The sequence below is a fragment of the Paludisphaera borealis genome (assembly GCF_001956985.1).
In the GTDB taxonomy this organism is placed as follows: domain Bacteria; phylum Planctomycetota; class Planctomycetia; order Isosphaerales; family Isosphaeraceae; genus Paludisphaera; species Paludisphaera borealis.
This window is the reverse complement of record NZ_CP019082.1, coordinates 2646911-2673367: the sequence shown is the minus strand read 5'-3', so window position 1 is coordinate 2673367 and position 26457 is coordinate 2646911. Positions and strand designations below refer to the sequence as shown.

At 66.7% G+C, this 26457-nt stretch carries 16 protein-coding genes and 1 tRNA gene; 9 read left to right on the top strand and 8 right to left on the bottom strand.

Annotated elements, in window-relative coordinates; translation table 11 throughout:
- Nucleotides 1-9: 9 nt before the first annotated feature.
- Both BSF38_RS10390 and BSF38_RS10385 read right to left on the bottom strand, forming a co-directional pair.
- Nucleotides 10-82 (bottom strand) — tRNA-Ala (locus BSF38_RS10390).
- Nucleotides 83-170: 88 nt separating this feature from the next.
- On the bottom strand, nucleotides 171-2105 hold the full coding sequence (locus BSF38_RS10385) for a DUF1570 domain-containing protein (protein WP_076345357.1): 1935 nt from the start codon (nucleotides 2103-2105) through the stop codon (nucleotides 171-173).
- Nucleotides 2106-2390: 285 nt separating this feature from the next.
- On the opposite strand from BSF38_RS10385, the gene BSF38_RS10380 reads away from it, so the two are divergent.
- Nucleotides 2391-3905: a dihydrolipoyl dehydrogenase family protein gene (locus BSF38_RS10380; protein ID WP_145952056.1), complete on the top strand. Its 1515-nt coding sequence runs from the start codon at nucleotides 2391-2393 to the stop codon at nucleotides 3903-3905.
- A 21-nt stretch (nucleotides 3906-3926) separates the two neighbouring features.
- Here the strand turns inward: BSF38_RS10380 and BSF38_RS10375 are convergent, their stop codons facing one another.
- From BSF38_RS10375 to BSF38_RS10365, 3 genes are all read right to left on the bottom strand, one after another.
- Nucleotides 3927-5336 carry a DUF1501 domain-containing protein gene (locus BSF38_RS10375; protein WP_076350741.1) on the bottom strand — a complete coding sequence of 470 codons (1410 nt, stop codon included), beginning with the start codon at nucleotides 5334-5336 and terminating at the stop codon, nucleotides 3927-3929.
- Nucleotides 5337-5422: 86 nt separating this feature from the next.
- Nucleotides 5423-8632 carry a DUF1553 domain-containing protein gene (locus BSF38_RS10370; protein ID WP_168189360.1) on the bottom strand — a complete coding sequence of 1070 codons (3210 nt, stop codon included), beginning with the start codon at nucleotides 8630-8632 and terminating at the stop codon, nucleotides 5423-5425.
- A 112-nt stretch (nucleotides 8633-8744) separates the two neighbouring features.
- The gene (locus tag BSF38_RS10365) at nucleotides 8745-9152 is read right to left on the bottom strand and encodes a thioesterase family protein (protein WP_237170831.1); all 408 of its coding nucleotides are present in this window, start codon (nucleotides 9150-9152) and stop codon (nucleotides 8745-8747) included.
- A 266-nt stretch (nucleotides 9153-9418) separates the two neighbouring features.
- Between BSF38_RS10365 and BSF38_RS10360 the strand changes: the two genes are divergently transcribed.
- From BSF38_RS10360 to BSF38_RS10345, 4 genes are all read left to right on the top strand, one after another.
- On the top strand, nucleotides 9419-9733 hold the full coding sequence (locus BSF38_RS10360) for an NADH-quinone oxidoreductase subunit I (protein WP_237170830.1): 315 nt from the start codon (nucleotides 9419-9421) through the stop codon (nucleotides 9731-9733).
- A 171-nt stretch (nucleotides 9734-9904) separates the two neighbouring features.
- Complete coding sequence (locus BSF38_RS10355; protein ID WP_076345351.1) at nucleotides 9905-11221, top strand: cytochrome-c peroxidase; 1317 nt, start codon at nucleotides 9905-9907, stop codon at nucleotides 11219-11221.
- Between the two features lie 177 nt (nucleotides 11222-11398).
- On the top strand, nucleotides 11399-14458 hold the full coding sequence (locus BSF38_RS10350; RefSeq protein ID WP_076345349.1) for a glycosyltransferase family protein: 3060 nt from the start codon (nucleotides 11399-11401) through the stop codon (nucleotides 14456-14458).
- 19 nt (nucleotides 14459-14477) lie between these two features.
- Complete coding sequence (locus tag BSF38_RS10345) at nucleotides 14478-15197, top strand: hypothetical protein (RefSeq protein ID WP_083712853.1); 720 nt, start codon at nucleotides 14478-14480, stop codon at nucleotides 15195-15197.
- Between the two features lie 26 nt (nucleotides 15198-15223).
- On the opposite strand, the gene BSF38_RS10340 is transcribed toward BSF38_RS10345, so the two are convergent.
- Complete coding sequence (locus BSF38_RS10340) at nucleotides 15224-18445, bottom strand: tetratricopeptide repeat protein (protein WP_210405708.1); 3222 nt, start codon at nucleotides 18443-18445, stop codon at nucleotides 15224-15226.
- A gap of 368 nt (nucleotides 18446-18813) precedes the next feature.
- Between BSF38_RS10340 and BSF38_RS10335 the strand changes: the two genes are divergently transcribed.
- The 3 genes from BSF38_RS10335 (at nucleotide 18814) to BSF38_RS10325 (ending at nucleotide 22628) form a co-directional block, all read left to right on the top strand.
- Complete coding sequence (locus tag BSF38_RS10335; protein WP_076345345.1) at nucleotides 18814-19539, top strand: glycosyltransferase family 2 protein; 726 nt, start codon at nucleotides 18814-18816, stop codon at nucleotides 19537-19539.
- Nucleotides 19536-21176, top strand: a complete 1641-nt coding sequence (locus BSF38_RS10330) for a hypothetical protein (protein WP_076345343.1) — start codon at nucleotides 19536-19538, stop codon at nucleotides 21174-21176. Before BSF38_RS10335 ends, BSF38_RS10330 begins: the two co-directional genes overlap by 4 nt.
- Before the next feature lie 183 nt (nucleotides 21177-21359).
- Entirely contained in the window at nucleotides 21360-22628 is a 1269-nt protein-coding gene (locus BSF38_RS10325) for a GNAT family N-acetyltransferase (RefSeq protein ID WP_237170828.1), read from the top strand.
- A 42-nt stretch (nucleotides 22629-22670) separates the two neighbouring features.
- On the opposite strand, the gene BSF38_RS10320 is transcribed toward BSF38_RS10325, so the two are convergent.
- Entirely contained in the window at nucleotides 22671-23708 is a 1038-nt protein-coding gene (locus BSF38_RS10320) for a Sec23/Sec24 zinc finger-containing protein (RefSeq protein WP_076345339.1), read from the bottom strand.
- Between the two features lie 305 nt (nucleotides 23709-24013).
- Complete coding sequence (locus tag BSF38_RS10315) at nucleotides 24014-24490, bottom strand: SRPBCC family protein (RefSeq protein WP_076350737.1); 477 nt, start codon at nucleotides 24488-24490, stop codon at nucleotides 24014-24016.
- A gap of 421 nt (nucleotides 24491-24911) precedes the next feature.
- Between BSF38_RS10315 and BSF38_RS10310 the strand changes: the two genes are divergently transcribed.
- A complete protein-coding gene (locus BSF38_RS10310; RefSeq protein ID WP_076345337.1) occupies nucleotides 24912-26426 on the top strand; it encodes a Gfo/Idh/MocA family protein in 1515 nt (504 codons plus the stop codon).
- Nucleotides 26427-26457: the final 31 nt, after the last annotated feature.

The window sequence follows — 26457 nt, the reverse complement described above, 5'->3', positions numbered from 1 at the left end:
CTACCGAAGTGGAGACGAAGGGGATCGAACCCTCAACCTCCTGGTTGCAAACCAGGCGCTCTCCCAATTGAGCTACGTCCCCGTGGGGTGACGGCGTGCGGCCGTCGTCGTCGCGGTTGATCATAACGTGAGGCGCGGGTGTTGGCTAGTTCGGCTCGGAGAGGTGGTGGTCAGTAGCCGCTCATCCACTCCTGGATCTCCTGATTCGCGCGGTCGCGAGTGGGGTGGGGGATGGCTTGCCACGAGACCATTCCCGCGCCGGGGCTGGAGAGTTCTTGGACCCATTGCTGAATCACCTGGGGCGACTGGCTCACCATCGCGGCGTGGCGGACGATCCCGATCGGCAGCGGTTGTTCGAACATCACGGCGTAATAGGGCATCGGATCGTAGCCCTTTTGCCGCGACAGTTTGCGAAGGTAGGCGTCAATGGTCTTATCCATCTTCGCAAGGTCTTCGCCGAACGCCTCGCGGAACTGGCGGACGTGGTCGTCGGGCGTCTTCGGTTCGAGCGGAGAGGTCTGGCCCATGACGCTCAAGAACCGCGTGAACTCGGGCCCGCGCTTCATCGCCAGGTAGTGGGTGACGGCCCAGGCCAAAGCGTAGTCGGTGGGCGTCATATCGGACTTCCGCAGCATCGCTTCGACCATCGGTTGGCCCGGCTTTCGAAGACGCGACCGGAGCCGGTCGTCCGGTCCTTTCATCGAAAGGGAGAGAGGATCGTCCAGTTCGCGGAGGGTCGCCATGTGCAGGCTGTTGATCTGGCCGAGGCCGTCCCAGGTTGGAGCGCCTTTTCGCGAGCTCAAGGGCGCGGCGCAGTATTCGGCCAGGCCCTCCACCAGCCAGAGCGGCCAGGCGCTGAGGCGGGGCTGGACGCCGATGTTTTGAAGGATTTGATGCGTTCCTTCATGAGCCACCGTTTGGGTCGTGAGCAGGGCGCTGATCTCGGGCTCGACGCCCTCCCGCTCCGAGGTTTCGAAGAGGAAGATGCGGTTGGAGAAGATCTCGAAGTACGCCCGGACGTCGGCGTCGACGGGGCGGTGGGCGCGGAAGTCGCTCTCGTGGCGGAAGATCACGGCCACCAGGGGGAACTCGGCCTCGTGGACGGGCACGTCATGCTTGTGGAACGCTTCGATCAGCCGTTTGTACAAGTCTTCGAGCAGCTTGCCGGTGTTCGTGGCGAACGGCCTCGACGACTGGTAGAGGATGACGTAATGAGGCGTCCGATGGACCTGGAACGTTGCGAACGGGCCGGTCTGGGCGCGGCGCTCCATCTCGTCGCCCGAGATGGGGGAGAAGGGCTCCACCGAGGGGACGACCATTGACGGAATCCCGAGCCGGCCGTCGGGCAGGACGACGACCGTCTTGCCGTCGCGGTGGCCGTGCAGCCGCGCCACGACGGGCCGACCGTCGTCGCCGCGGATCGAGAACCGAGGCACGCCCTTGGACGAGCAGGCGGCCGAAAGCGCTTCGGGCGAGGGCGCTCCGAAATCCGGAGGCGTGAGCACGGGGACGGCCCCGGCGCGATCGCGAGGGGCGTGGGGGTCGGCCTCGGCGTTGACTCGAATCGGGCTGAAACCAATCCGTTCCACAAAGAACCGCGCGGCCTCGACGTCGTCCGCCAGGTTCCAGGGGCCGGTCGCGATCAGCATCGCCAGAGAGCGCGCGGCACCGATCCTCGATCGACCGTCCGGCAACAGACGATTGCCGACCTGCAAGCCTCGCGAGAGCGGCTGGATCAACCTGGTCAGAGCGTTTCGCCTCAAGGAACAGTCGTTTGACGGTGGGGTTTCAAGATCCCCGGCCGGGCCGCGATACAGTCGGCTGGGAGGAATCAGCAGAGCGGCGCTGGCTGTTCGCTCCATCGCCGAGGAATTCGCGGTGATCAGGGTTTCGCCGAACCAGACGACGAGAAGCGCCAGCACCGTGAGCAAGCAAGCCAGCCGTGGCGAGGTCGCGCGAGCCGTCGGCGAAGGCTGAGCGGGGATGGGGGGCAGCGTTTCGAGGATCGTCCGGCAGCGCGGGCAGGCCCGTCGCTTGGCGATCTCGGGAGAGCGGACGCGGATGGCCGTACCGCAACCGCCGCAGGTTGTCACCATCGGTTCCATGGCCGTTGGTCTCGCAACGCGCGGATCTGAACGAATTCGGCGAAAGGGATGAAATTGAGTGTAGCACTCCGTCGAGGCGACGGAAAGCCGGTCTCCCTGGTCGTTGCCGATTTCGATCACGCGTCGAGCCGGCGGGCCGGCGACGGCCGCGGCCGACGAGAGTGTGGCTTGGGTGTTGGGGACGAGTTATAGTGCGCCCTGAACGGCGCCCGTATCGAGACGAATCGGGTCGTGGGCGGGGTGGACGCCGACGACTCCGTGGCTTTTCACATCGAGAGACCGGCGATGTATGACCTTGTCGTGATGGGTGAAGGCGCAGGAGGGCTGCGCGCGGCCACGGCCGCCGCCGGAGTCGGCGCCAAGGTGGCCTTGATCGAGAAGCGGCGGCCGGATGGGACGCCGGCTTCCGGGGCCGTCGCGAGCAAGGCCCTTGTGCAAGCGGCTCGCCAGTTCCGTCGGGTCCGCGAGGCCGGATCGTTCGGAATCGAAATGGGGACGCCGTCAGTCGATTTCGCCAAAGTCATGAGCCGGGTCCGCGAAGTCGCCGGGGCGATCTCCGCGCGCGACGCGGAGCGGATTTCGCGCGCGCCGAACATCGACCTGTTCCAGGGAACAGCCGCGTTCGACTCCTACGACACGGTGGTCGTCGACGGCGGCAAGCACGTCGTTGGGCGTCGGTTCGTGATCGCCACCGGCTCACGGCCGTCGATCCCGAACGTCAAGGGCTTGAAGGAGGTCGGCTGCCTCGACGCGCAGAGCCTCTGGAACCTCGCCAAGGTTCCCAAGAGCCTCGTCGTGATCGGCGCGGGGCCGGTCGGGCTTGAACTGGCCCAGGTCTTCGCTCGGTTCGGCGCCAGGGTCACGGTGCTGGCCGACTCCTCGCAGGTCTTGCCTGGCGAGGAAGCCGAAGCCGCCGAGCTGGTCGAGCGCGCGCTCGCCGCCGAGGGGGTGACGATCAAGACCGGGGTGACGCTCGTGAGCGTCGAGCGCCGGGGCGATCAGAAGGCCTGCATCTACAAGAACGCGGCGGGCGGACCGAAGGCCGAGGCGCTCGGCGCCGAGATCTTGGCGGCCTCGGGACGGTTGGCGAACGTCGAAGGCCTGAATCTGGACGCGGTCGGCGTCCACGCCGATCCTCAGCACGGGGTCGTCGTCGACGACTTTCTCCAGACCGACGCCCTCCGGATCTTCGCCGTCGGCGACGTGCTGCTCCGGCACAATTACGCTCACTCGGCCGAGCGCGAGGCCGAGGTGGTGTTCGAGAACGCGATCCTCCGCCGTCGTCGGAAGATCAGGTACGACACGCTGCCGAGGGCCACGTTCATCGACCCCGAGGTCGCCGCCGTTGGTCTCACCGCGACCCAGGCCGCCGCCGAAGGACGGCCGCACCGCTTGATCCGGGTCGAGTACGCCGATAACGATCGGGCGTGGATCGACGGCCGGACCGTGGGCTTCGCGAAGGTCGTGGTCACGCCGTCGGGCAAGGTGCTGGGGGCCACGATCGTCGGCGAGGAGGCGAGCCTCGTCATCCAGGAACTCGCGCTGGCGATCGGCTCGGGAATCAGCCTCGCGCGAGTCGCCGAGGCCGTCCCGATCTACCCGACTTACGCCGGCATCGTCAAGCGGGCCGCCGACCAGTTCCGGGCCTCGCGGTTCGAACGCGGATTCTTGCGGTCGGCGATCCGACTGTTCTACGGGTTCGAGCCACGATCCGCGAAGGATGACGATGTTCCGGCCGCGCCCGCGAGCGAACCGGCCGGAGCCGCGGCCGTGGGACACAGCCACGACCAAGGCCATTGAATCGAGCGTCTTCGGCGTCCGTCAGGCGAGGATCGGCTTGATCACCTTGCCGTGGACGTCGGTGAGGCGGAAGTCACGGCCCTGGAACCGGTAGGTCAGTCGCGTGTGGTCGACGCCCAGCAGGTGGAGCATCGTGGCGTTGAGGTCGTAGATCTCGACCGGGTCCTTGGTGATGTTGTACGAGAAGTCGTCGGTCTCGCCGTAGGTCATGCCCGGCTTGATCCCGCCGCCGGCCATCCAGATGGTGAAGCAGCGCGGGTGATGGTCGCGGCCGTAGTCGGTCGCCGTGAGCGTCCCCTGCGAGTAGATCGTGCGGCCGAACTCGCCGCCCCAGACGACGAGCGTGTCGTCGAGCAACCCACGCTGTTTCAGGTCCATGAGCAAGGCGGCGGAGGCCTGGTCGGTGTCGCGGCACTGCGAGCGGATCTGCTCGGGCAGGTTGGTGTGCTGGTCCCATCCCATGTGGTACAGCTGGATGAACCGCACCCCGCGCTCGGCGAGTCGGCGGGCCAGCAGGCAGTTGGCGGCGTAGCTGCCCGGCTTCTGGACGTCGGGCCCGTACAGGTCGACGATCGACTTCGGCTCGCTGGCCAGGTCGGTCAGCTCGGGGACCGACGACTGCATCCGGTAGGCCAGCTCGTACTGTGCGATCCGGGTGAGGACCTCGGGATCGCCGGTCCGGTCGTGGTGGAAGGTGTTCAGCTCGCCGAGGTCGTCGAGCATCTGGCGGCGAAGCTGGGTCGAGCAGCCCGAGGGGTTGGCGAGGTAGAGCACCGGGTCTTTGCCGCTCCGGAGCTTGACGCCCTGGTACTTACTGGGAAGGAACCCGCTGCCCCAGAGCCGATCATAAAGCGGCTGGTCGGTCCTCCCGCGAGAGAGCAGGACGACGAACGACGGCAGGTCGTCGTTCAGGCTCCCGAGGCCGTAAGCGACCCACGAGCCCATGCTGGGCCGGCCGGCGAGCTGCGACCCGGTCTGGACAAACGTGACGGCCGGGTCGTGGTTGATGGCTTCGGTCTGGACCGATCGGATGATGCAGATGTCATCGACGATCTTGGCCGTGTGGGGCAACAGCTCGCTGAGCCAGGCGCCGCTCTCGCCGTGCTGGGCGAAATTAAAAATAGACGGCGCGACCGGCAGGTTCTTCTGGCCGGACGTCATGGTCGTGATCCGCTGCCCTTTCCGGATCGACTCGGGCAGCTCGACGCCGCGCTTCTCGCGGATCGCCGGCTTGTGGTCGAACAGGTCGAGCTGCGACGGCGCGCCCGACTGGAACAGGTAAATCACCCGCTTGGCTTTGGCGGGGAAATGGGGGAGCCCGGGCAACGCGCCGGCCCCGGCGCCGGGGTTCGGCAAGCCGGGTTTCGCGGCGTCGGCCCCGGCGGCGTCGAGGCCCAGCAGCGAGCCGAGGGCCATCGACCCGAGGCCCATCCCCGAGCGTCGGAGAAACAGCCGGCGGTTGAGTTCCTGAGCGATCTGAAGCTCGTCCACGATACGCACTCCTCGGTTCGTTCGGCTCACTCGAGCGTGATCGTTTCGTCCAGGTTGAGGATGACGCTGGCGGTCGCCGTGTAGGCGGCGAGCTCGGCCGGGTCGATCGCGGCGGCCGCCGGCCGGTCGCCTTCCTGAATGTATTTGGCCGCTGCCTCGCGATCGGCCCGGAACCTGGCGAGATAGCCTTCGAGCCCTCGGCTGAGGACGCGCTGCTCGGTCTCGCTGGGCTCGCGCGAGACGGCCCGGCGGAACGCGAAGGCGATCCGATCGTCGGGCGTCGAGCCGCCGAGGGTGATCATCAGCTCGGCGAGGCTGCGGGAGGCCTCGACGTAGGTGACGTCATTGAGGAGTTCGAGCGCCTGCAAGGGGGTGTTCGTCCGCGCCCGCTTCACCTGGCAGATCTCGCGGCTGGGAGCGTCGAAGGTGGCCATCAGGGGATGGGGGACCGTCCGCTTTCGGTAAATGTAGACGCTGCGGCGGTAGAGGTTCGCTCCCTTGTCCTGGACGTAAGGGGCTTCGCCGGCCCCGCCGGCCAGTTCTTCCCAGAGGCCCGCCGGCTGGTAGGGCTTGACCGAGGGACCGCCGAACTGGGTCGACAGCAGGCCGGCGACCGCCAGCACGTTGTCGCGGACGACCTCGGCCGGAAGCCGGAATCTCGGCCCGCGCGCCAGGAGCCGGTTCTCCGGATCGCGCTGAACGAGCTCGGAGGGCGTCTTCGAGACCTGCCGGTAGGTCGCGCTGGTGACGATCAGGCGGTGCATCCCCTTCACGTCCCAGCCGGTCCGCACGAACTCGGTCGCCAGCCAGTCGAGCAGCTCGGGGTGCGACGGGGCCTCGCTTTGGAGCCCGAAGTTCTCGGCCGTCTTCACCAGTCCGTTGCCGAAGTGGTGCTGCCAGATCCGATTGACGGCCACGCGCGAAGTCAGTGGGTTTTCGGCCGAGGCCATCCAGCGCGCCAGGCCCAGACGGTTGGTCGGCTGAGACGAGGGCAGGGGGCCCAGGCACTCGGGGACGCCCGATCCCAGTTTAGTCGTCGTGTCGGGCTGGTCGTACTGACCGCGCTTGAGGAGGTGGTTCGGCCTCGGCGTCGGCGCGTCTTCCATGATCATCACGGTCGGGATCTGCTGATCGTAGTCGGCCTTCGCCTTGCGAGCCTGCGCCAGCTTCTCGACGAGCGGCGGCAACTCGCGATCGACGTGGCCCCGGAAGTACCGTGCGATCACGTCCTTCTGTGCTCGCGTTCGATTCGCCTCGGCGGCCTGGGCGATTTCGAGAATCGGCCGATCGAAGAGAACGCGAACATCGTCGGCCGACAGGTTGCGGCGATAGATCCGCAGATCGGCCAGCTCGCCCTTCAGCGCGAGACCCGTCGCCCTCGTGCCGATGCGGAGCGGCTCCTGGTTGACGAGCGTTCCCTTGAGCTGATCGGCCTGGACTTCCAGGGTCGCGGGGCGGCCGTCGAGGTAGATCTTGAGGCCGGCGGCCTTGCCCGAGCCGTCGTGGCTGACGACGACGTGCGACCAGACGTCGCGGGGCAGGGTCTCCTTGGTGGTGACCTTCAGGGCGTCGGCGGGCCACGCGTGGACCATGTGGACCTGCACCTTGGCGTCCTGGATCAAGAGGTCGTAGCCGCGGTGGCCTCCGGCGTCGTCCATCTTGCTGAGGCAGGCACCGTCGCCGAGCGGCCGGACCCAGACGCCGATCGTGAACGGGTCGACGCGGTCGAGGCTGACGCCCGGCTTCGTTTCCACGTACGAGTCGGCCTGGCCGTCGAGTGCCAAAGCGCGGGAACCCGGGCCGTCGGTCCACCTGGGCGCGCCCTTGCCGCGATATGTGGCGTTCGCCGTCTCACCCGTCGATCCCTGGATCGCCAGGTCGCCGTTCAGCGCTGACCGAAGCGACCAGTCGACCGAATCGCCGGGGAGCGGCTTGCCGTGTTGCTGTTCTTCCCACGCCTTGCGGTTGGCGTCGACCTTCGCCTCCGCCCCCTTGTGGGCCGATTCGGCCGCGGCGATCGCCGCTTCCAGTTCCTTGACCCGCTCCTGGTCGTGAGTGGAAGGGACGGCGATCAGCGGCGGGACGTTGCCTCTGGTTTCCGTATAGACGCCCTTCTCGTTGACGTTGTTGAAGAAGCCGACGAACTCGTAGAACTCCTTCTGCGAGAGCGGATCGTACTTGTGATCGTGGCATCGGGCGCAGCCCATCGTCAGGCCGAGGAAGACGGTCGCCGTGGTCTCGACGCGGTCGATGGCGTTCTCGATCCGCCATTCCTCCTCGATCGAGCCGGCCTCGGTGACGGTGCGATTGTTGCGGTTGAAGCCGGTGGCGATCTTCTGAGGCAAGGTGGGCGACGGGAGCAGATCGCCGGCGATCTGATCGATGGTGAAGGCGTCGAACGGCTGGTTGCTGTTGAACGCCGCGACGGCCCAGTCGCGCCAGGGCCACATGGTGCGGGCGAAGTCGTTTTGATACCCGTTCGTGTCGGCGTAACGGGCGCCGTCGAGCCAGTCCATCGCCATCCGCTCGCCGTACTGCGGCGAGGCCAGCAGGCGGTCGACGACCTTCTCGTAGGCGTCGGGCGAACGGTCGGCCCGGAACGCATCGACCTCGGCGGGGGTCGGCGGCAGCCCGGTCAGGTCGAGCGCAAGGCGGCGGATCAGGGTGGCGCGTTCGGCTTCTTTGGCGGGCTCCAGCCCCTCGTGTTCGAGCCGGGCGACGATGAAACGGTCGATCGTGTTGCGGACCAGCTCGGGACGACGGACGGTGGGGGGCTCGGGGCGCTTGGGCGTCTCGAACGCCCAGTGCTTGCCCCAGTTCGCCCCCTGGTCGACCCACTTGGTGAGTGTCTCCACCTGCTGCTGCGTCAGCTTCTTGCCCGATTTCGCGGGGGGCATCCGCTCGTCCGGGTCGTCGGACGTGAGCCGGCTGATGAACTCGCTGGCGGCGCTCTTGCCGGGCTCGATGATCGGCTCGTTCTTCCGCAGCGCGCTCTCCTTGAGATCGAGCCGCAGGTCGGCCTTCCGCGCATTGGCGTCCGGACCGTGGCAGAGCAGACAATTGTTGGAAAGGATCGGCAGCACGTCGCGGCTGAAGTCGATCGAAGGCTGCTCGGCGCGCGCCAACGAGGTGCAGATGAACGCGGCCAGCAGGCCGACGCACCACGCTCCCAGGACCGATCGACTTCTCCACCCCGGCGCGGCACCGCCCCGGCTCGCTCGTCGCGACCAATCCATGCTCATTCTCTCCCCGGACGGATTCAAGGGAACCGGACCAACGTCGCACGACCGGTTCTATAGAGTCAGAGTCATTATGGCCGGATGCCTCTTGTTTAACAACCGCGCCCGGTCACGAGCCGGCGGGCTTCTGCTTCTTGGCGACCCGCCGGGCGAAGCGGTGGACGTCGACCACCCGGCGTTTGTGGAGTCCCTTGGCGACCGGCTCGACCTCGTCGTAGGCCTCGATCTGGAACGTGATCGTCGGGCCGTCGACGTGGATCACCCGGGCGCGGCATGTCACCTTGCCGCCGATCGGGCTGGGCGCGAGATGCTCGATCTCAACGACCGCGCCGACGCTCCGCTCGTTCTCTTCCAGGCAGGTCGCCAGCGCGTCGCGCGCCACGAATTCGAGATACGCCACCAGCCACGGGGTCGCCAGAACGTGAGGCATTCCGCCGTCGGCGAAATTGATGCAGTTTTCCTCCGTCACCTCAATGACCATCTCGCCCGTAAGGCCCAGTCTGGGTGCGTGTTTCACAGCCCTCGCCCTTTTTTCTTGACGGAACCCGCAAGTTATTGATAATGATTATTGATAGCTGCGTCGGGAATACGATATAAGAGATTCGGATTCTTGACACGCCCACTGAAACCGCGAGATGATGCGTTTCACGAATTCAGGGGTCTCCCGCTCGCTATGGGCCGGGGATTGAGGCGAGCGTTCCCTCGAAGTTTGGGGGGTTGAAATCGATGGCGGCACCGTCCCTTGCTGGCAAACCGCGTAAGGTCATTCCCAAGATTTTGGCCGTGATCCACGCGGACGGCTGCACGGGATGCGAGGCCTGTCTTGAGGTCTGCCCGGTCGACTGCATCTACAAGGTGCCGGGCGAAGAGCATCCCACGCTGCAAACATTCTGCGACATCGACCTGGACCGCTGCATCGGCTGCAAGCACTGCGCCCAGGTTTGCCCCTGGGACGCGATCGACATGGTGGACACGATCGACGTAGCGTACCACGTGGCGGTCAAGGGGGGCCCTCCCCAGTATCTGGACGAGCAGTGGGATGCGCTCGTCGACCAGGCGCAGCGGAACGCCGAGGGACTGCTGGCCAAGAAGAAGTAACCTACCTCCCAGGGGCCGCGAACCGGCCCCTTGTTCTTTTCGCCGTGGGACGTCGACGTCGATCCGGAGCGACGCGGTCGTCGCGCGCGCCGGCGCGTTCGTGATCGGTCCGCGCGCCGAGCCGATTTATTAAATTTGAAGCATCCTCGTTTTTCTAGCGGAGTCTGGTTCATGCAACCTTTGAAGAGACTGTGGACGCTGACGGTACCCGGCCTCCTGCTTTTAAGTGGGGCGGTCGTCGTGGAGCGCGCGATCAATGCGTCGCCGCTCGTCGCGACGGTCCAGGACGAGCCCAACAAGCCGGCCGATGAAGATCCCGCGAGCCCCCCCGAATTCTTCTGGCAGCGCTCGGACCCGAGCCTGATCCAGGACGAGCCGCTCACGGTGGTGGTCCCCAAGGGCTTGCCGCCGCTGACCCCTAAGGTCGTTGTGCCGGCTCACAATCCGCTCACCAAGGGCAAGTACGAGTTGGGCCGTCAGCTTTACTTCGACCCCCGGCTCTCGGGCAACGGCGAGGTGAGCTGCGCGACCTGCCACAACCCCGACAAGGGCTGGTCCGACGGCGGCAAGGTCTCGACCGGAATTCACGGCCAGACCGGCAACCGCAGCGCCCCAACGGTCTTCAACACCGCGTACGGCAAGAGCATGTTCTGGGACGGCCGGTCGCCCTCGCTCGAAGGTCAGGCCCAGGGGCCGATCGTCAACCCGATCGAAATGGGGATGCCGAAGCACGAGAACGTCGTGCGTAAAATCCGCGAGATTCCCGGCTACAACCAGCAGTTCGAGAAGGTCTTCGGCACGAAGCCGACGCTCGACGGCATCGCCAAGGCGATCGCCACCTTCGAGCGGGTCGCCGCCCTGTCGGGGAACTCGAAGTTCGACAAGTACAACGGCGGCGAGAACGACGCCCTCTCCGAGAGCGAGAAGCGCGGGATGGTGCTGTTCGGTCTCCGGCTCAACGCCGACGACGAGTTCGCCCCGGGCGTCGAACTTCAGAAGGCCAAGTGCACTCTCTGCCACGTCGGCGCGAACTTCACGGACGAGCAGTACCACAACCTGGGAATCGGCTGGAACGAAGAGAAGCAGAAATTCGACGATCCCGGCCGCTGGGCCCCGGAGCCGATTGGCCAGAAGTCGGACGCCTCGCTCGGTGCCTTCAAGACGCCGACGGTCCGCAACGCCGCCCTGACCGGGCCGTACATGCACGACGGCAGCCTGAAGACCCTCGAAGACGTTGTCGAGCACTACAACAAGGGGGGCACGCCCAACCCGTCGCTCGACGTCGATATGAAGCCGCTCAAGCTGACCCCTCAGGAATCGGCCGACGTCGTCGCCTTCATGAAGGCCCTGACCGGTGAGGTCAAGACCACTGCCGAACTGCTGCCGACCCTGCCGTCCGACGCAGACGGCAAGGTCCCCGATCCCCGCGCCGCGCTCTCGACGCCCAAGAAGAAGGCCGTCCAGGCCGAGCCGCACGCAGCTCGCTGAGTGATCGTCGCGGACTGCGAATGATCAATCCCGAGAGAGCCCGGAGACCTCGCATCGCGTGGGTCTCCGGGCCCACTTTTTTTGGGGAGCCGTCAGGGCGGTTCGTCATGGTACGATGAACGCGGACCGCTCCAACTCCCAACGGAGACCCCTCGTTGCGGGGGTCGAAAATCCCCGATGAAACACGATCCCGTCTTCCCGAAAACCGTCCTGTTCGGCTGTCTGGCCGTCCTGTTGTTGATCTGTTTTCATCGGGTCTTGTTGAATGACCACCAGTTCGCCTATCGCGATTCGGCCCACTACTATTACCCGCTCTACCAACGCGTGCAGCTCGACTGGAACGAGGGGCGCTGGCCGCTCTGGGAGCCTGAGGAGAACTCGGGCATGCCGCTGCTCGGCAACCCCACCGCGGCGGTGCTTTATCCGGGCAAGGTGATCTACGCGGTGCTTCCGTACGCGTGGGGGGCGCGGATCTACATCCTCGCCCACGTGGCTCTGGCGTTCGCGGCGATGGTCGCGCTGATGCGGTCGTGGCGTGCGAGCTGGACCGCGGCGGGCCTGAGCGCCTTGGCCTACACGTTCTCCGGGCCGATTTTGTTTCAATACTGCAACATCATCTATCTGGTGGGAGCGGCGTGGCTCCCCTTGGGGGTGCTGGCCGCCGATCGCTGGATTCGACTGGGGAGTCGCCGGGCGCTGCTGGGGCTCGCGTTCGTCCTGGCGATGCAGACACTGGGCGGCGATCCCCAGGCGTCATACCTGCTCGGCCTGTGCGCCTGCGGGTATGCGGTCGGCGTCGCCTGGACGGGCGGTCGCGGGCTGGCCGAGGAGGAGTCGGCCGACGCGGTCGCGGAGCCGGCGTCGGGGCGGAAGTGGGGCCGCTGGTGGAACTATCCGCTGATCGCCGCCGGTCTGATCGTCTGGATCGTGGTCACTCTGGAACTCGCCCGGACCTTCCCGGGCTTCCGACCGCCGAGGCCGCCCGAGAAGCCGACCCCTCCCTTGCCTTGGATGCGCTGGGCGCCGCTGGCGGCCTCGATCGCCTGGGGGCTTGTATTGATCTTCTTCCTCGTGCGACGGCGGAAGGCGAATCGCGACGCGGCTCTCGAACGGCTTGGCTTCGGGCTGGCGGCTGCGGCGGCCCTGGCTCTCGCATTGACGGCCGCGCAGCTCTTGCCGGTCGTCGAGTTCACCCAGCGGACGAGCCGGGCGGCCGAGGAAGGTCCGCACGACATCTACCCGTTCAGCGTCGAGCCGCATCGGTTGGTCGAGATGTTATGGCCCAACGTCTTCGGCACCTACTTCAGCCGCAACGCCTGCTGGGCGGACCTGATCCAGCTTTCGACCGTGCGGGGCAAGATCTGGGCGCCGACGCTCTACATGGGTTGCTTCATCGTGGTCCTCGCCCTCCGCGCCTTCTCCATCCGACGCGGGGCGTCGTGGCGAGTCTGGCTCTCGGTCGTCGTCGTGGTCACGCTGCTGGGAAGCTTCGGCCAGTACACGAGCCCGATCTGGGCGGCGCGGCTGATCGAGAGGTCGACGGGGGTCAGTTGGCCGGGAATCGGCGCGCTCGACCCTCCCGACGTCAATCCGCTGCGGATGGACCGCCTCCTCCGCGACGGCGACGGCGGCATCTACTGGGCGCTCAGCAACCTGTTGCCGGGCTTCCGGCAGTTTCGCTTCCCCAGCAAGTTGATGACGTTTTCGATGCTGGGACTCGCCGCGCTCGCCGGCTTCGGCTGGGACGATTTCTGTCGCGGTCGTGGACGACGGCGCGGGACGATCGCGCTGGCCGCCTGTCTGCTGACGCTCACCGTCGGCGTCCTGGCCGCCTGGCAGTTCGAGCGGCCGGCGATCCTTCGGTCGTTCGAAAAAGCGACTCTGACCTCCAGTTTCGGGCCCTTCGATCCGATCGCGGCGTACGGCGAGACGACGCAGAGCCTGGTCCAGGCCGCGCTGGTGCTTGCGATCGGCGTTGTGGTCCTGGCGACGGCCGGCCGCCGGCCCCGGCTCGCGAGTTTCGCGGCCCTCGCGCTGGTCTCGGCCGACCTCGCGGTCGCCAACCACCGGCTGATCGCCACGGTCCCCCAGTCGCTCTTCGAAGCCGAGCCCGAGGTGATCAAGATCATCAAGGAGGCTGAGCGCAAGAATCCGTCGGACGGTCCCTACCGCATCCATCGGATGCCGGTCTGGGATCCCCCGATCTGGAACCGTGAGGCGTCGAGCGACCGTGTGCGCGACTTCATGCAGTGGGAGCACGCCACGATCCAGCCGAAGTACGGCATCAATCTCGGGGTCGAGTACACCCACACGATGGGCGTCGCCGAGTTGTACGACTACGAGTGGTATTTCGGCCCGTTCCCCCGCAAAGCGAGCGTCGAGTTCGCCAAGTACATCAACGTCGAGCCCGGCCACTCGATCGCCTACTATCCCAGACGCTCGTTCGACATGTGGAACACCCGCTATTTCGTCGTGCCGTCGCATCCCGGGAACTGGACCCACGAGTATCGCGGATTCGCGTCGTTCCTCCCCGAGTCCGAGGCGATCCACCCCCCGCCCATGGTGGAGCGGACCCCCGAGGCCGAGAAACGCGCCCGGGATTGGGTCGAGAATCACGACTACCAGATCCTCCGCAACAAGAAGATGTTCCCCCGCGCCTGGGTCGTGCACAAAGCCCGGTCGCTGCCCGCGATGGAGGGAACCGCGCGCGTCGGCCGAGCCGGCCCCATGCAGGAGATCCTCTACGGCGGCGACCCGATCTGGAACGACCCGACGATGAACATCTTCGACCCGCTCGAACTCGCCTGGATCGAGAACGACGATCGCGAGGCGCTTGATGGGTTTACACGCGGGTATCCACCACGTTCGTCCGAAAAGGTCGAGGTCGTATATCCGCACGGGGCGCGCGTCGAGATGACGGCGACGCTCGACAAACCGGGGGTCGTCGTCCTGGCCGACGTCTATTATCCCGGCTGGAAGCTGACGATCGACGGCGCTCCCGCGCCGATCTACCGGGTCAACCGGATGATGCGCGGGGCGGCCGTCAAGGCCGGCGTTTCCAAGCTCGTTTACACCTATGAGCCGGCCTCGTTCCGCCTGGGAGGGTTCATCACCCTCGCCGGGCTGGGCGTATCGGCCCTTCTCGTGGCCTTCGTCGCATGGCGGCCCCGTACGCCGCTGCCGTGGTCGCCCGTCGACCCAGACCCCGAAGCCCCAACGCCGGCCGAGGCCGGCTGAACGCAAGGAGATTGAGGCCATGTCCGTCGGAATCACCCGCAGGTCGGCGATGCTCGTGGGCTGGAGCCTGGTCCTGGCGACGGCCGCGACGGCCCAAGGTCCGAGGCAACCCAAAGTCGCGCCGGGCCCCAGCGAGCCGGACTGGGTGGTCGTCCTGAGCGAACGCTACGGGCTGTCGATGTTCGACGACCTGCTCAACCCGCTGACGACGACGGCCGCCGAGACCCGGGGCCTGTTCCGCAAGGCCGGGCCGGGGCCGGTGAGCTACACGCCGGTGATCGCCCTGGGACTGCCGTCGCGGACGCGAGGGGGATGGTATCGGTCGGCGGCGGCCGAGAGCCCCAGGAAGACGGGCCTTTGGACGTACACGTTCAAGAACACGACCGCCGACCTGAAGCAGGAGACCAACCTGCCACCGCCGCTCGAAGACGGGTCGAGCGTCCGGTTCGACCCGGGCGATCAACCGTTCGGCGTCTGGGTCGCGAACGACGGCTTGCCCGACGGCGGCGTCTTCAGCGAACCGAGCGTCGTCGCTCGCGTCAACGCTCGCCTGGCGGCCCAACCGTACAAGGCGATGATCTATCCCAACCACGACAAGGCGACCGGCAAGAAGATCCCCAACAGCTACATCATCGGCTGGGAGTATTCGACCAACGACGACTTCCAGGACGTCGTCTGCCGACTCGATAACGTGATCCTGATTGACGCCGCCGGGAAGCCCGGCGAGGCCAAGCCCTGACGAGCCTCGCCCCGCCGCGCGGCCCGTCAGTCCTTCTTCGCGGCCGCCTCCTTGGGCTGCTCCTTCGGGGCGTCGGCCGCGGGCTTCGGGGCGGGAGCAGGGGCCGAAGGCTTCTCGGCCGCGGGGGCCGGCTCCGAAGGCTTGTCAGTCGGAGCGGCCGGCGCTGCGGGCTTGTCGGTCGCGGCGGCGGCCGCCTGGGCTTCCTTTTCCTTCGTCGAGGGGGGGACGGGTTTGCCGAGCTTTTCGAGGTAGTAGGCGACGATCGGCCGGACCACGAGGTCGGGGGTCAAGGTCAGGGTGTTAGTGTAGTGCTCGGCGGCGCGTGTGGGCTCGCCCGATTCAAGCAAGCACTGGGCCAGTTCGTATTCCCACGCGGCCTGTCTTCGGATCATGCCCGGCAGCGAGAGGGCGTCGTTCGCAACGCCCAGCACGTCGCCCCGCGTCAGTTTCTGGCCGGTGCCCAGGGCTTTCATGCTGCGGTCGAGCCGCAGCCGGGGGATGGCGCGTTCCTGCCACAGCGAGGCGGCCGAGACGTAATTGCCGAGCAGCAGGTAGACCTGGCCCTGGCGGAACGTCGAGGTCCCCGGCTCGCCGAGGTTCGGGTCTTCGGCGACGCCCGACGAGAGCTGTTCGAGGGCGCGATCGGGCTGGCCGGTGCTGCAATAGAGGTCGACGAGCTGCGGCTTGACGATCGCCGGGCTCATGCTGCTGCGGTCGGCTTCCTCGAACTCGATGATGGCGAGCCCCGGCGCGCCCTGGCTGACGGCGAACCGTCCCTTCTCGATCGGACCCGCCTGCCGCTCGATTTGCAGCTCGCTGAGCGCGTCCTTGATCTGGTTGACGCGCTGGTCAAGCTGGTCGAGCTGCCGCTGATACTGCAAGCGACCCTCGTCCGTGAGGTCGCCCGGCTTGGCAAGGTCGAGCGCGGCTTGGAGCCGCTCCTGCGCCAGGTCGAGATACCCCAACTGGAGAAACACGTCGACCAGCTCGAAATGGACGCTGAGCAATTCGCGACGGGCCGGCTCGGTCTTCGGCGGGGGCGTCGTCTGGATCGCATAATTGAGGGCCGTAATGCGCTGTCGCATCCGGGTGCCGAGAACCTCGGAATTGACGACCAATCTGCTGATCTGGTCCTGGTTTTCCGGCGTCAAGGGGATGCCGGCGAGCAGTGCGGTTTCTTGAAGGGTCAGGAGCCGGTAGGCGCGGGCCAGCACGCGGTACGCGGTGGTATCGTCGGGGTTGCGGGCCAGCGCGGTGCGCGCCTCGCGGATCGCCAGCAGGCAGCGGGCGGGATCGGGCATCGTCGCCTGGTCGAGGATAGGGGCGGCGCCTTCCAGCCACCGTAGGGCGGCGTCGATCCGCGCCTGGGGGGCGGTAAGGGCCCGGCTCTGGAAGACGTCGTCGATCCAGTTCACCGGAGTCGGCGGCCGATCGGCCGAGGGCAACGGGCTCACGACCTTGTAAGCGCGCAGGTCGGGCTCAAGCCGGTTGGCCTTGAAGGCCGTCAGATCGGGCTCGGGCGCGTCGCTCCGTCCAAACATGACGACGCGGCCGTCGTCGTAGAACGGAATCCAGTACGGGCTCTGCATCAGCTTGCGGTAGGTGTTCCTGGCTTTCGACGAATCGATCATCACCGCTGTGATGTTGTACTTGTCGAAGGCCGGCTTCCAGACGTCGGGATCGTCGTCGCGGAGCGCGTTCATCAGAATATGATGCTCCGCCATCAGGTCGGTCGGGAACAGGTTCCGGCGGTTGTCGACGAAGGTCTTCCGCGCGGGGCCGGCCTTCCAGATCAGGGCGTCGCCCTGAGCGAGCGTCCAGTTGAAGACGTTGCCCGTGACGTCGTCGCGGGAGGCGAGGTACTCGGCGGCCTCGAACGAGAAATCGTTGGGATCGAAGCCGAACCCGAACCGAGGTTCGCCGGGCGACTTGCCGTAACCGGTGATCGCGATGCTGACGAAATAGAAAAGCCCGGCGAGCGTCACGAGCCGGCCTCCCGTCGACCACGCGGCCCAGCCGTTCCCCAGCTTGCCCCGGACGCCGAACCGGCTCTGATACCATTCCTGGCCGTTAATCGCCGCGACCGCGGCCAGGACGACCGCGAACTCGGCGCTCAGCCGCATGTAAATACCCCAGCCGACCGCCGCGACGACGTAAGGCAGGAACCGGCTCCACGAGAATCGGGCCGAGTTCAGCAGGAAGGTCGCCAGGCCCGCGGCCACCGTGATCAGGTAGTACAGCGTCAGCAAATACCAACTGTCGGGAAACTGGGTCCGGATCGTCGGGCCGAAGTACGAGAGCTGGTCGGCGGTCGGGGGCGGCCCCCCCTTGTCGAACAGGTGGAACAGCGGCTCGATCGTGGCCAAGTAAATCTTGTAGATCGACGGATTGGCGAGGCAGACGGCCGCGCACAGCAGCATGGCGACGACGCCGGCCATCGGCGTGATCGGAACTCGCTTCCGAGGGGCGTCGCCCTCGTCGACCGCCGTCGACCGGGCCGGAGGCTCGATCAACGTCGCGGCCGCGCCGCCGTCGAGGATCCGGCCCACCACCGCGGCGCCCAGAATCAACAGGCCGAGCAGGAACGACTCATCGACGTTCGCCCAGATCAAGAAGACGGGGATCAGGCCGTAGAGCGCCCCTTGCCGCCCCTCGCCGAAAGCCCGATAGAGCAGCAGCATTTCGATCGCCAGCAGGAGCAAGCCCCACGTCGAGGGCCCGACGACCCCCGGCTGCGCGATGCCCCCCAGGACCACCCCCAAGGGCCCGACCATCGCCCCCAGGGCCAGGGCCGTGCAAACCGCCGTCCACCAGAGGCCCGGCCCCTTGCGGCGGATCTTCAAGAGCGCCAGGGCCGTCGCCAACCGAGCCAGGGCCGTGAGGCCGACCAGGGTTCCGGTCGCGATCTGCTCGGCCGACGCCCGGTTGGCCGTCGGGTCGTTGGGGTCGGTCGGCACCAGGTCGTAGGCGAGCTTGTAGATCGCCGCGTGGCTCACCTGGAACAGCCAGGGGATGTTGACCCACCGCTGGCCTTCCTCGGTGTAGGAGAACACGTCGGCCGGCGCGGGCGACGACTGGTTGAGGATGTACTGGCCCTGCTTCAGGTTCGCCCAGAGGGGCGAATAGTTGGTCCGAGAGGCGGTGACGACGAACGCCAGCAACAGCGCCGCGCCCATCACGTACCAGTCGTAGTAGGCGTTCCACTCCGAAACCCGTTCCGGCGTCCACGGTTCCGGCTCCGGTTCCACGTCGACTGACTCGGTGGTCTCCAGGTCGGCCGAGGCGGCCGCGACGGTCGAATCGGCGAGGACGTCGGTCTCTCGTCCCCTTTTCGGAACGGGCGAAGAGGCATCAGGTTGTGTCATTAGACTCAGCCGGGGGATAATTTTCGAATGAGAGCAAAACGGACCAGTGGCTCGCTCGCTGGCGAACGAGGAGAGGAGTTCATGCTAGAAGGCCGTTGGCGATACGGTCAAGGGGGCTGGCAATCTGGATACGTCGTGGGTCGTTGACTTCCCACTGTCCCGCCCTAAAATGCGTAGGTTCCATGAATCAAGTGCGAGGCTCGCTCGGTCTTCTCGAACCTAATTTCGACTCTGGACCCACACCGGCGCTGATGAAGTTCCTCACCGCGATACCCGTGCACAATGAAGAAAAGTACCTGGAGGACGTCCTTCGGGAGGTCTTGCGGTACGCGGGCGACGTCCTGGTCGTCGACGACGGCTCGACCGACCGGACGGCCGAACTGCTCGGGCGTTTTCCAACGATCCAGGTCGCTCGCCACCCGACCAACCTGGGATATGGAGCGGGGCTGCGAACGGCGTTCGCTCGCACGCTCGAAGGCGGTTACGACGGGCTGGTGACGCTCGACTGCGACGGCCAGCACGAGCCGTCGCGAATTCCCGAGATGGCGGCCAAGCTCGTCGAGACCGGCGCCGACATCGTTTCGGGCAGCCGATACCTCCAGATCTTCGACCCGTCGCAGCAACCCCCCGAGGAGCGGCGGCGGATCAACGTCGAGGTCACCCGCTGGCTGAACGAATGCCTGGGCCTGAACCTGACCGACGCCTTCTGCGGCTTCAAGGCGTATCGCGGCGAGGCCCTGAGGGGCTTTGAGATCACCGACCTCGGCTACGCCATGCCGCTCCAGGTCTGGGTGCAGGCCGTCGCCAACGGCCTGAAGATCGTCGAGACGCCCGTGCCGCTCATCTACCTTGACGAGTCGCGGGCGTTCGGGGGCTCGCTCGACGACTCGAACTTCCGGCTCAACCACTACCGGCGCGTGTTTCAGGAGGCGCTCCAGCGAGCCGGGCTCGAAGTCGCCGGAGGATGTAGCGGATGAAAGCGCATCGCCTGCGGGCACCATCGACCGACGGCGCCCTGCTGGCGACGCCCCCTCTCGACGAGGCCGGATCGCAGGTCGACGCCAACGTCCGCCGCCTGGCGACGTGGGATCACGACTTTCAGGGTCGGCGATCGTCGTGGCTCCGCGACCTCGTCCGTCGCGAAGTCGCCGACGAGGCCCGTCGCTTCCTCCTGACGAACGGCGTCGAACCCCCAGAGACCGCCGCTTCCGGGCCGCTGGTCGTCACGGGCCATCAGCCCGAGCTGTTCCACCCCGGCGTGTGGGTCAAGAACTTCGCCGCCTCAGCGATCGCGGCCCGGCAACGGGGCGTCGGCCTCAACCTGATCGTCGACGACGACATCCCCAAATCGTCGTCGATCCGCGTCCCCCACGCCGAGGGGGGCCGGATCTCCGCCCACCGGCTCGAATTCGACCGCTGGGAGGGCGAAGCCCCCTATGAAGACCTGCCGGTCCACGACGAGGCCGTCTTCGCCTCGTTCGGAGCGCGGGTGGTCGAGCGGCTCGGCGGCCTGGTCGGCGATCCGCTGATCGAAGACCTCTGGCCGCGCGTCGCCGCGCGTCGCGAGGGGGGGCTGCCGCTCGGCCTTCGCCTGGCCCTGGCCCGGCGTGACGTCGAGGCGTCCTGGGGCGTGTCGAACCTGGAGATCCCGATCAGCCGGCTCTGCCAGACCGAGGGGTTCGCCTGGTTCGCCTGCCACCTCCTGGCCCACCTGCCGCGCTATCAGGATGTCTACAACGACGCGCTCCGCGAGTACCGGGCGGTCTACGGCATCCGGAGCAAGAACCATCCCGTCTCGGCCTTGCAGAAGCAGGGCGAATGGCTTGAAGCTCCGTTCTGGGTGTGGCGGGCCGCCCGTCCGCGCCGTCGGCCGCTGCAGGTGCGCCAGGGCAGGACGAAAATGGATCTGCGGATCGCCGGCGAGGACGAACCGTTCCTCCAGCTTCCGCTGTCGGCCGATCGCGAAGCCTGTTGCGCCGTCGAACGCTTCCGCGAGCTTTCCGAAAGTCAGATCCGACTCCGGACGCGGGCGCTGACGACGACGATGTTCAGCCGTTGCCTGCTTGGCGACCTGTTCATCCACGGCATCGGCGGAGCCAAGTACGACGAACTGGGCGACGCCATAACCAGCCGGTTCCTCGGCTTCGAGCCTCCCGGCTTTCTGACCCTTTCCATGACCGCATGGCTCGGCCTCGCGGAACATTCCACCTCTCCGGCCGCCCTCGCGGCGATCGACCGCTCAATCCGGAGCCTGATCTATAATCCGGATCGCCATCTCTCCGAACCCTGGAATGAGGACCAGCGTAGATTAATCCAGTCGAAGCGCGCGGTGATCGAACGCGAGGCCGTCGCGCATCCGCAACGGATCGCTCGGTTTCGAGAGATCCGGGAGATCAACGAGGCGCTTCAGCCGTCGGTAGCCGGACGACTTGCGTCGCTTCGCGACGACCGCCGGCGGGTTGTTCAGGACCTGGAAGCCAACCGGGTCGCCCACAGTCGGGAGTTCTCCTTCGTGCTATACCCGCGCGAGCGGATGCGAGCGTTGATGGGTGGCGTCGAGCAGGCTATCCGGGAAGGCTCGTCCGACGCGGTCAAGCTCGCCCTGGGGGCATGACTGTTCCCGCTGCGCCGATTCCGCCTTGGAAAATGCGTCGGTTCCCTCTTCTTTTTACGGCGGAAGCCGATTCCAGGCCGTACAATATGAGCAAGGCGCCGTGTCATGAGTAGCGTTGGATCTTCCTGTTCCACCGTAGACAGTCCTCGCCCACCTCGGCGCGTCCCCAAGATGGTCGACTCGATGAAAGCGTCCACGCCGGGGACCCGGCTCCCATTCCGTCGCGGATCGGTCGAGTACTGCCTGGGGACCGAGGCTGATCATGAAGCCGTCTACCAGACGCTGTTGCACGTCTTCCACGGCCCCGACCGCGAAGCCTACCTGGGAGCATTGAACGATCCCGCCTATCGCCCTGACCAGCGATTGCTTGTCAAGGTGGATGGCCGGGTCGTCAGCCACGTGCATCTGACCGAGCGCGAGATCCGCTATGGGTCGGTGAAGCTGACGATGAACGGAGTGATGTGGGTCGGCACGCTCCCGGAATACCGTGGCCTGGGGTTCGCCCAGAACCTGATGCGGCTCGCCGATGAGCGATCGCGGGCGACCGGCGCGGTGGTCCAGGCGCTGACGACGGGCATGCCGCAGTTCTATCGGCCGCTGGGATGGGGTGTTTGCGGACGCCAGACCTACGGCCTGACGTTGAGCCGCAACCTTCCCCAGGTGTCGGACGGCGTCGTCGAGGGCAAGGGAGGGGGCTGGCACGTCCGGCCCTGGCGGCAGGTCGAACTCGGCGATCTGATGCGGCTTTACGACGTCCAGTACGAGTCGACGACCGGCTCGGTGTTCCGGTCCGAGGAATACTGGCGGTGGCTGATCGGCCGGCGGTACGCGCACGTCATCTGGGTCGCCTGTCAGGGCGAGGCGGTCCGGGGGTATGCGTTCGTCAAGGACCACCGGGTTCTGGAGACGGCGTTCGACCCCGCCCACCCGCAGGCCCTGCGCGCCTTGCTGGGTCGCATCCGGGCCGAAGCTCTGGAACGAGCCTATCCCGAGGTGATCGTCCACGCCCCCGTCGACCACCCCGTCCTCGACGTCTATCGGACGACCTCCGGGCGGGTGTTCGATCAGGACTCGGTCGACGGCCAGGTCTCGATGTACCACGTCCCCGACGTCGGCCGGTTCTTGAAAGCCATCCTCCCCGAACTGAACCTGCGGGCGAGCCACGCGGGGATCGCCTCGCCCCTCGAACTGGGGGTCACGGCCGGAGATCAGCGCTGGTTGATCCACATCGAGGGGAAGAGCTCGCGCGTCGAGCCTGACAAATTGAGCCGGCGGCACCTGACCCTGAGCCCGGCGTCGTTCGTTCGGCTGGTGATGGGGCACACCGGAGTCGACGCCGCCGCCGCCGAGGAGAACTTCTCGGCGTCCACCGCGACCGCCCTCGACGCGGCGCGGATTCTGTTCCCGGTCCAACCGATCTGGCGGAGCCCGCTCGACTCGGCGACGGCCTGAGCCTGAGCCCTGAAAGACCCGGCCGCCGGCCGGTCGGGTCTTTTAGAGCGAGATGCTTTGCATTTGCGCCTGGCGTCGCGTGAAGTAGCGCTTGACCGGCGGCGAGTTCAAGTAGATCGAGAGCGCGGCGTAGAGGAAGATCAGCACGATCCCCAAGGTGATTCGCTGCTGGTCGAGCCGGTCGACGAGGGGTTTGATCTCCCATTCGCTCAGGTCGGGCGCGTCGTCGACCTGGTGGGTGTCGGCGACCCGGACCATCACCTGCTCCTTCTCCAGAAAGTTGGCCTCGAAGATCGGCACGGCGATCAGGGCGATGATGTTGACGATCACCCCCAGGGTGAGCGCCAGGATCAGGTTCTTGACCGATTTGCCGCGAAGGAACTGGACGGCCCCGTAGATCCCGTACCCGGCGACGACCCCCAGCGCCATCCAGCCGTACTGGTACATTCCCGGCTCCACCCGCACCGACTGGATCAGGGCGAGGATGGCCAGGACGACGCCGGCCAGCCCGCAGAGCATGCCGGGAATGGCGATGTGCAAGGGGGGGCCGGATGGGGGGGGAGGGGCGGCCGGGGCGAAGTCGTCGTCCAGGCCGAAGTGCTTGCCGGTCTCTTGGTCGGTCCCGCAAGACGAGCACAGCGACATCCCCACCGGGACCACGCCGCCGCATCGCGTGCAGCGTCGGGCGTGGGCCCGCGCCGCGGCACCGGTCGGCTTCTTCCTTCTGGGGGCGTCGTCCTTGAAGAGAGCGGCGACGTCGCCGGCCTGGCCTCGCGAGCCCGCGCCGACGCTTTTCTCGGCGTCCGCCGACAGCAGCGGCAGGTCGAAGGCGTCGCGGAGGTCGCCCTCGGCGGTGGGCAGCGGCAGGTCGTCGAGGCTGGCGGGCCGCTTCGGCAACTCGTAGGTGGAGGTCGCCGCGGCGTCGACTTCGCCCGGCCGGGTCGAGGCCGAGCTCGCGTCCTGCTCGGTGATGACGAACCGCTTGGCGCATTTGGGGCATTTCAACCGCTTGCCCGGCTCGATGTGCGCGGGCAGGTTGAGAATGGCCCCACATTGCTGGCAGATGATGGTGCGCGGCATGGTTCGGTCGCCTGTCGCTTCGACTTGCTGGTTCACGATCCGGCTGGTTCTCGATACGCCGACGACGCCGCAAGAGTTCAGGGAAAAGCGAGCGGACGACGCCCCGACGCACGCGCTCGGGCCGATCAAAGGCATTTTATCTTACTAACGTCCGAACGAAAGGAATCTTACCGAAAACCGCCGTCGCGGCGGAGGAACCGGGCTCAGACTCGGCGGAATCCGCTCCACCCGACCAACCGCCCCGACTTTCGGCTCGGGCTCTCCTGTTTCTGGGCACGGGTGTTCACGGAATTCTCTGTAAATTTTCATAATTGGACGCCCTTGGGGGAGGCCGCCGGCTCGCAGGCCTGGCGGGTGACCTCGTGGCGATAGTCGAAGGTCCGCTGAATTCGGGACCTGATGAACCGCCCGGCGACGAGTTCGCCGAGCGCGCCGAACGGGAGGCGGTACTCGACCTCGTCGCGGAGGATGGTTCGGCCCTCGCCGTCGTCCTCGAAACAATGGCGGTGGCGCCAGAACGAAAACGGCCCCTTCACCTGGCGATCGACGAACAGGCGGTCACGCGCGTACTCGGTATGTTCGGCGATCCAGTCGAGGCGGAACGGGCCGAGCTTCGTGCGCAGCACCGCCCGCGCGCCCGGACGGAGCGACCGCGGGGCCTCGACGACCTCCACCTGCTCCCAGGGGGGGATCAGGCGTTCGAGCGCGCCGGGGCTTTCGTGGAACTCGAACACAGTGGACGGCGGCGATGCGATCCGCGACTCCTTGATGAAGTGCTGCATCCGACCCTCACCTTCGTCCCCGTCGTCGTAGGCGGTATCGACGTCGGTTGATTTGCGATATGCGTGTCGAGTGTAAAGAGGTCGATCCATCGTTTTTGTTGAATCGTAGTTTGTCCGGCTCCATTGTGACGTCGCCTTGCGGGCGCGTCAAACGGTTGCGGCGAGTCGGAGGGTCGCCGGGAAACCGCCGGCGCGTCGTCGCGCCAGCGAGCGGCGGAGTGTGGCGACTCCTTGACTGACCCGCGCCGTCAGGGGTAGCTTTAGAGTCGGAACCACTGGCCGAGAGGCTCGAATTCTTGCCGAGCCGTCGCCGTCTCTCCTGACGGCCTCGTTCCGCCGCTTCGACTCCGCCCGCTCGCGACGGCCGCCGTCTCGCGGTCGTCGACTCCGATCTCTGTTCCATGGCCCGGAGATTTCCAAAATGCAGAACAAACCCGTCGTGAACCGTCGCACATTCCTCGAGACAGCGGGTGCTGCGACCGGGGCCGCGATGGCCGCCGGCGCGATCGCCCACCCCGCCATCGGCGCGGTCAAGGGAGCGAACGAGAAGCTCAGGGTCGGCATTCTCGGCCCCGGCGGCCGCGCCCAGGAACACATCCGCATCCTCAACCACCTCAAGGACGAGACCAAGGGCGCGGTCGAGATCGTCGGCCTCTGCGACGTCTGGGACGGCAACGACGCGATCAAGCGCGGGCTCTACTACTCGGCCAAGAAGTGCGGGCTCGACGCCGAGGGCAAGGACAAAGAGCGGATCACCAAGGACTACCGCCGCCTGCTCGACAACAAGGACATCGACCTCTTCCTGATCGCGACGCCCGACCACTGGCACGCCAAGATGTCCATCGACGCGATGGAAGCCGGTAAGGACGTCTACTGCGAAAAGCCGATGACCCACACCATCGACGAGGCCCGCAGGGTCTCGGAGACGGCGAAGCGGACCAAGCAGGTCTTCACGGTCGGCGTCCAGTCCACCGCCGACCCCCGCTGGCGGCTGGCCAACCAGATGATCACCGACGGCAAGATCGGCCACGTGATGCAGGGCCAGACGTCGTACTACCGCAACAGCAACCAGGGCCAGTGGCGGTACTACGGCCTGACCAAGGACATGACCCCCAAGACGGTCGACTGGAAGATGTTCCTGGGGACCGAGTTCGGCCTCGCCCCGGACCAGCCCTTCGACCGCGCCCGGTACGCCCAGTGGCGTTGTTACTGGGACTTCGGCGGCGGCATGTACACCGACCTGTTCGTCCACCAGCTCACCCACCTGATCCTCGCGATGGGCGTCCGCCTGCCCCGGCGGGTCGTGGGCGGCGGCGGTCTCTACCTCGAATACGACGGCCGTGACGTGCCCGACGTCGCCACCGTGGTCGCCGACTACGACGAGGGCTGCCAGGTCCTGATCTCGGCCACCATGTGCAACGACGTCCAGCTTCCCGAGGTCATCCGCGGCCACACCGCGACCATCAAGTTTGACCCCCGTCCCAACGAGGGCTTCTCGGTCGTCCAGCAGAAGCTCGAAGGCCGTCCGGCCCCTCCGGGAACCAACCAGGGCGAAGGCGGCAACAGCTTCCGACCCGACCAGCCCCGCGAAGACACCCGGGCTCTCTGGGAGCACTACCTTGAGTGCGTCCGCTCGCGCAACCCGGAAACCCTCTGCCCGGCCGACCTCGGCTACGCGGCCATCGCCACGGTCAACCTCGGCGTCAAGTCGTACCGCGAAGGCAAGGCCTTCTACCTGAACAAGGAAGACGGCTCGGTCTCCGACGCCGACACCGGCTGGGCGGCTCGTTGGGAAGAGCGGAGCAAGCTCCGCGGCAAGCCCAATCAGGTCGCTGGCTGGAAGGCCGGTGACACCGGTTCGCTCCTCGAATCCCCCGACTACCAGAAGCTCGAAGGCCCCTGGATCAACGGGAAGGACCCGGCCGAAAACGCCTGACCCTGACCCCGTGCGAGGCGCCACCCGCCTC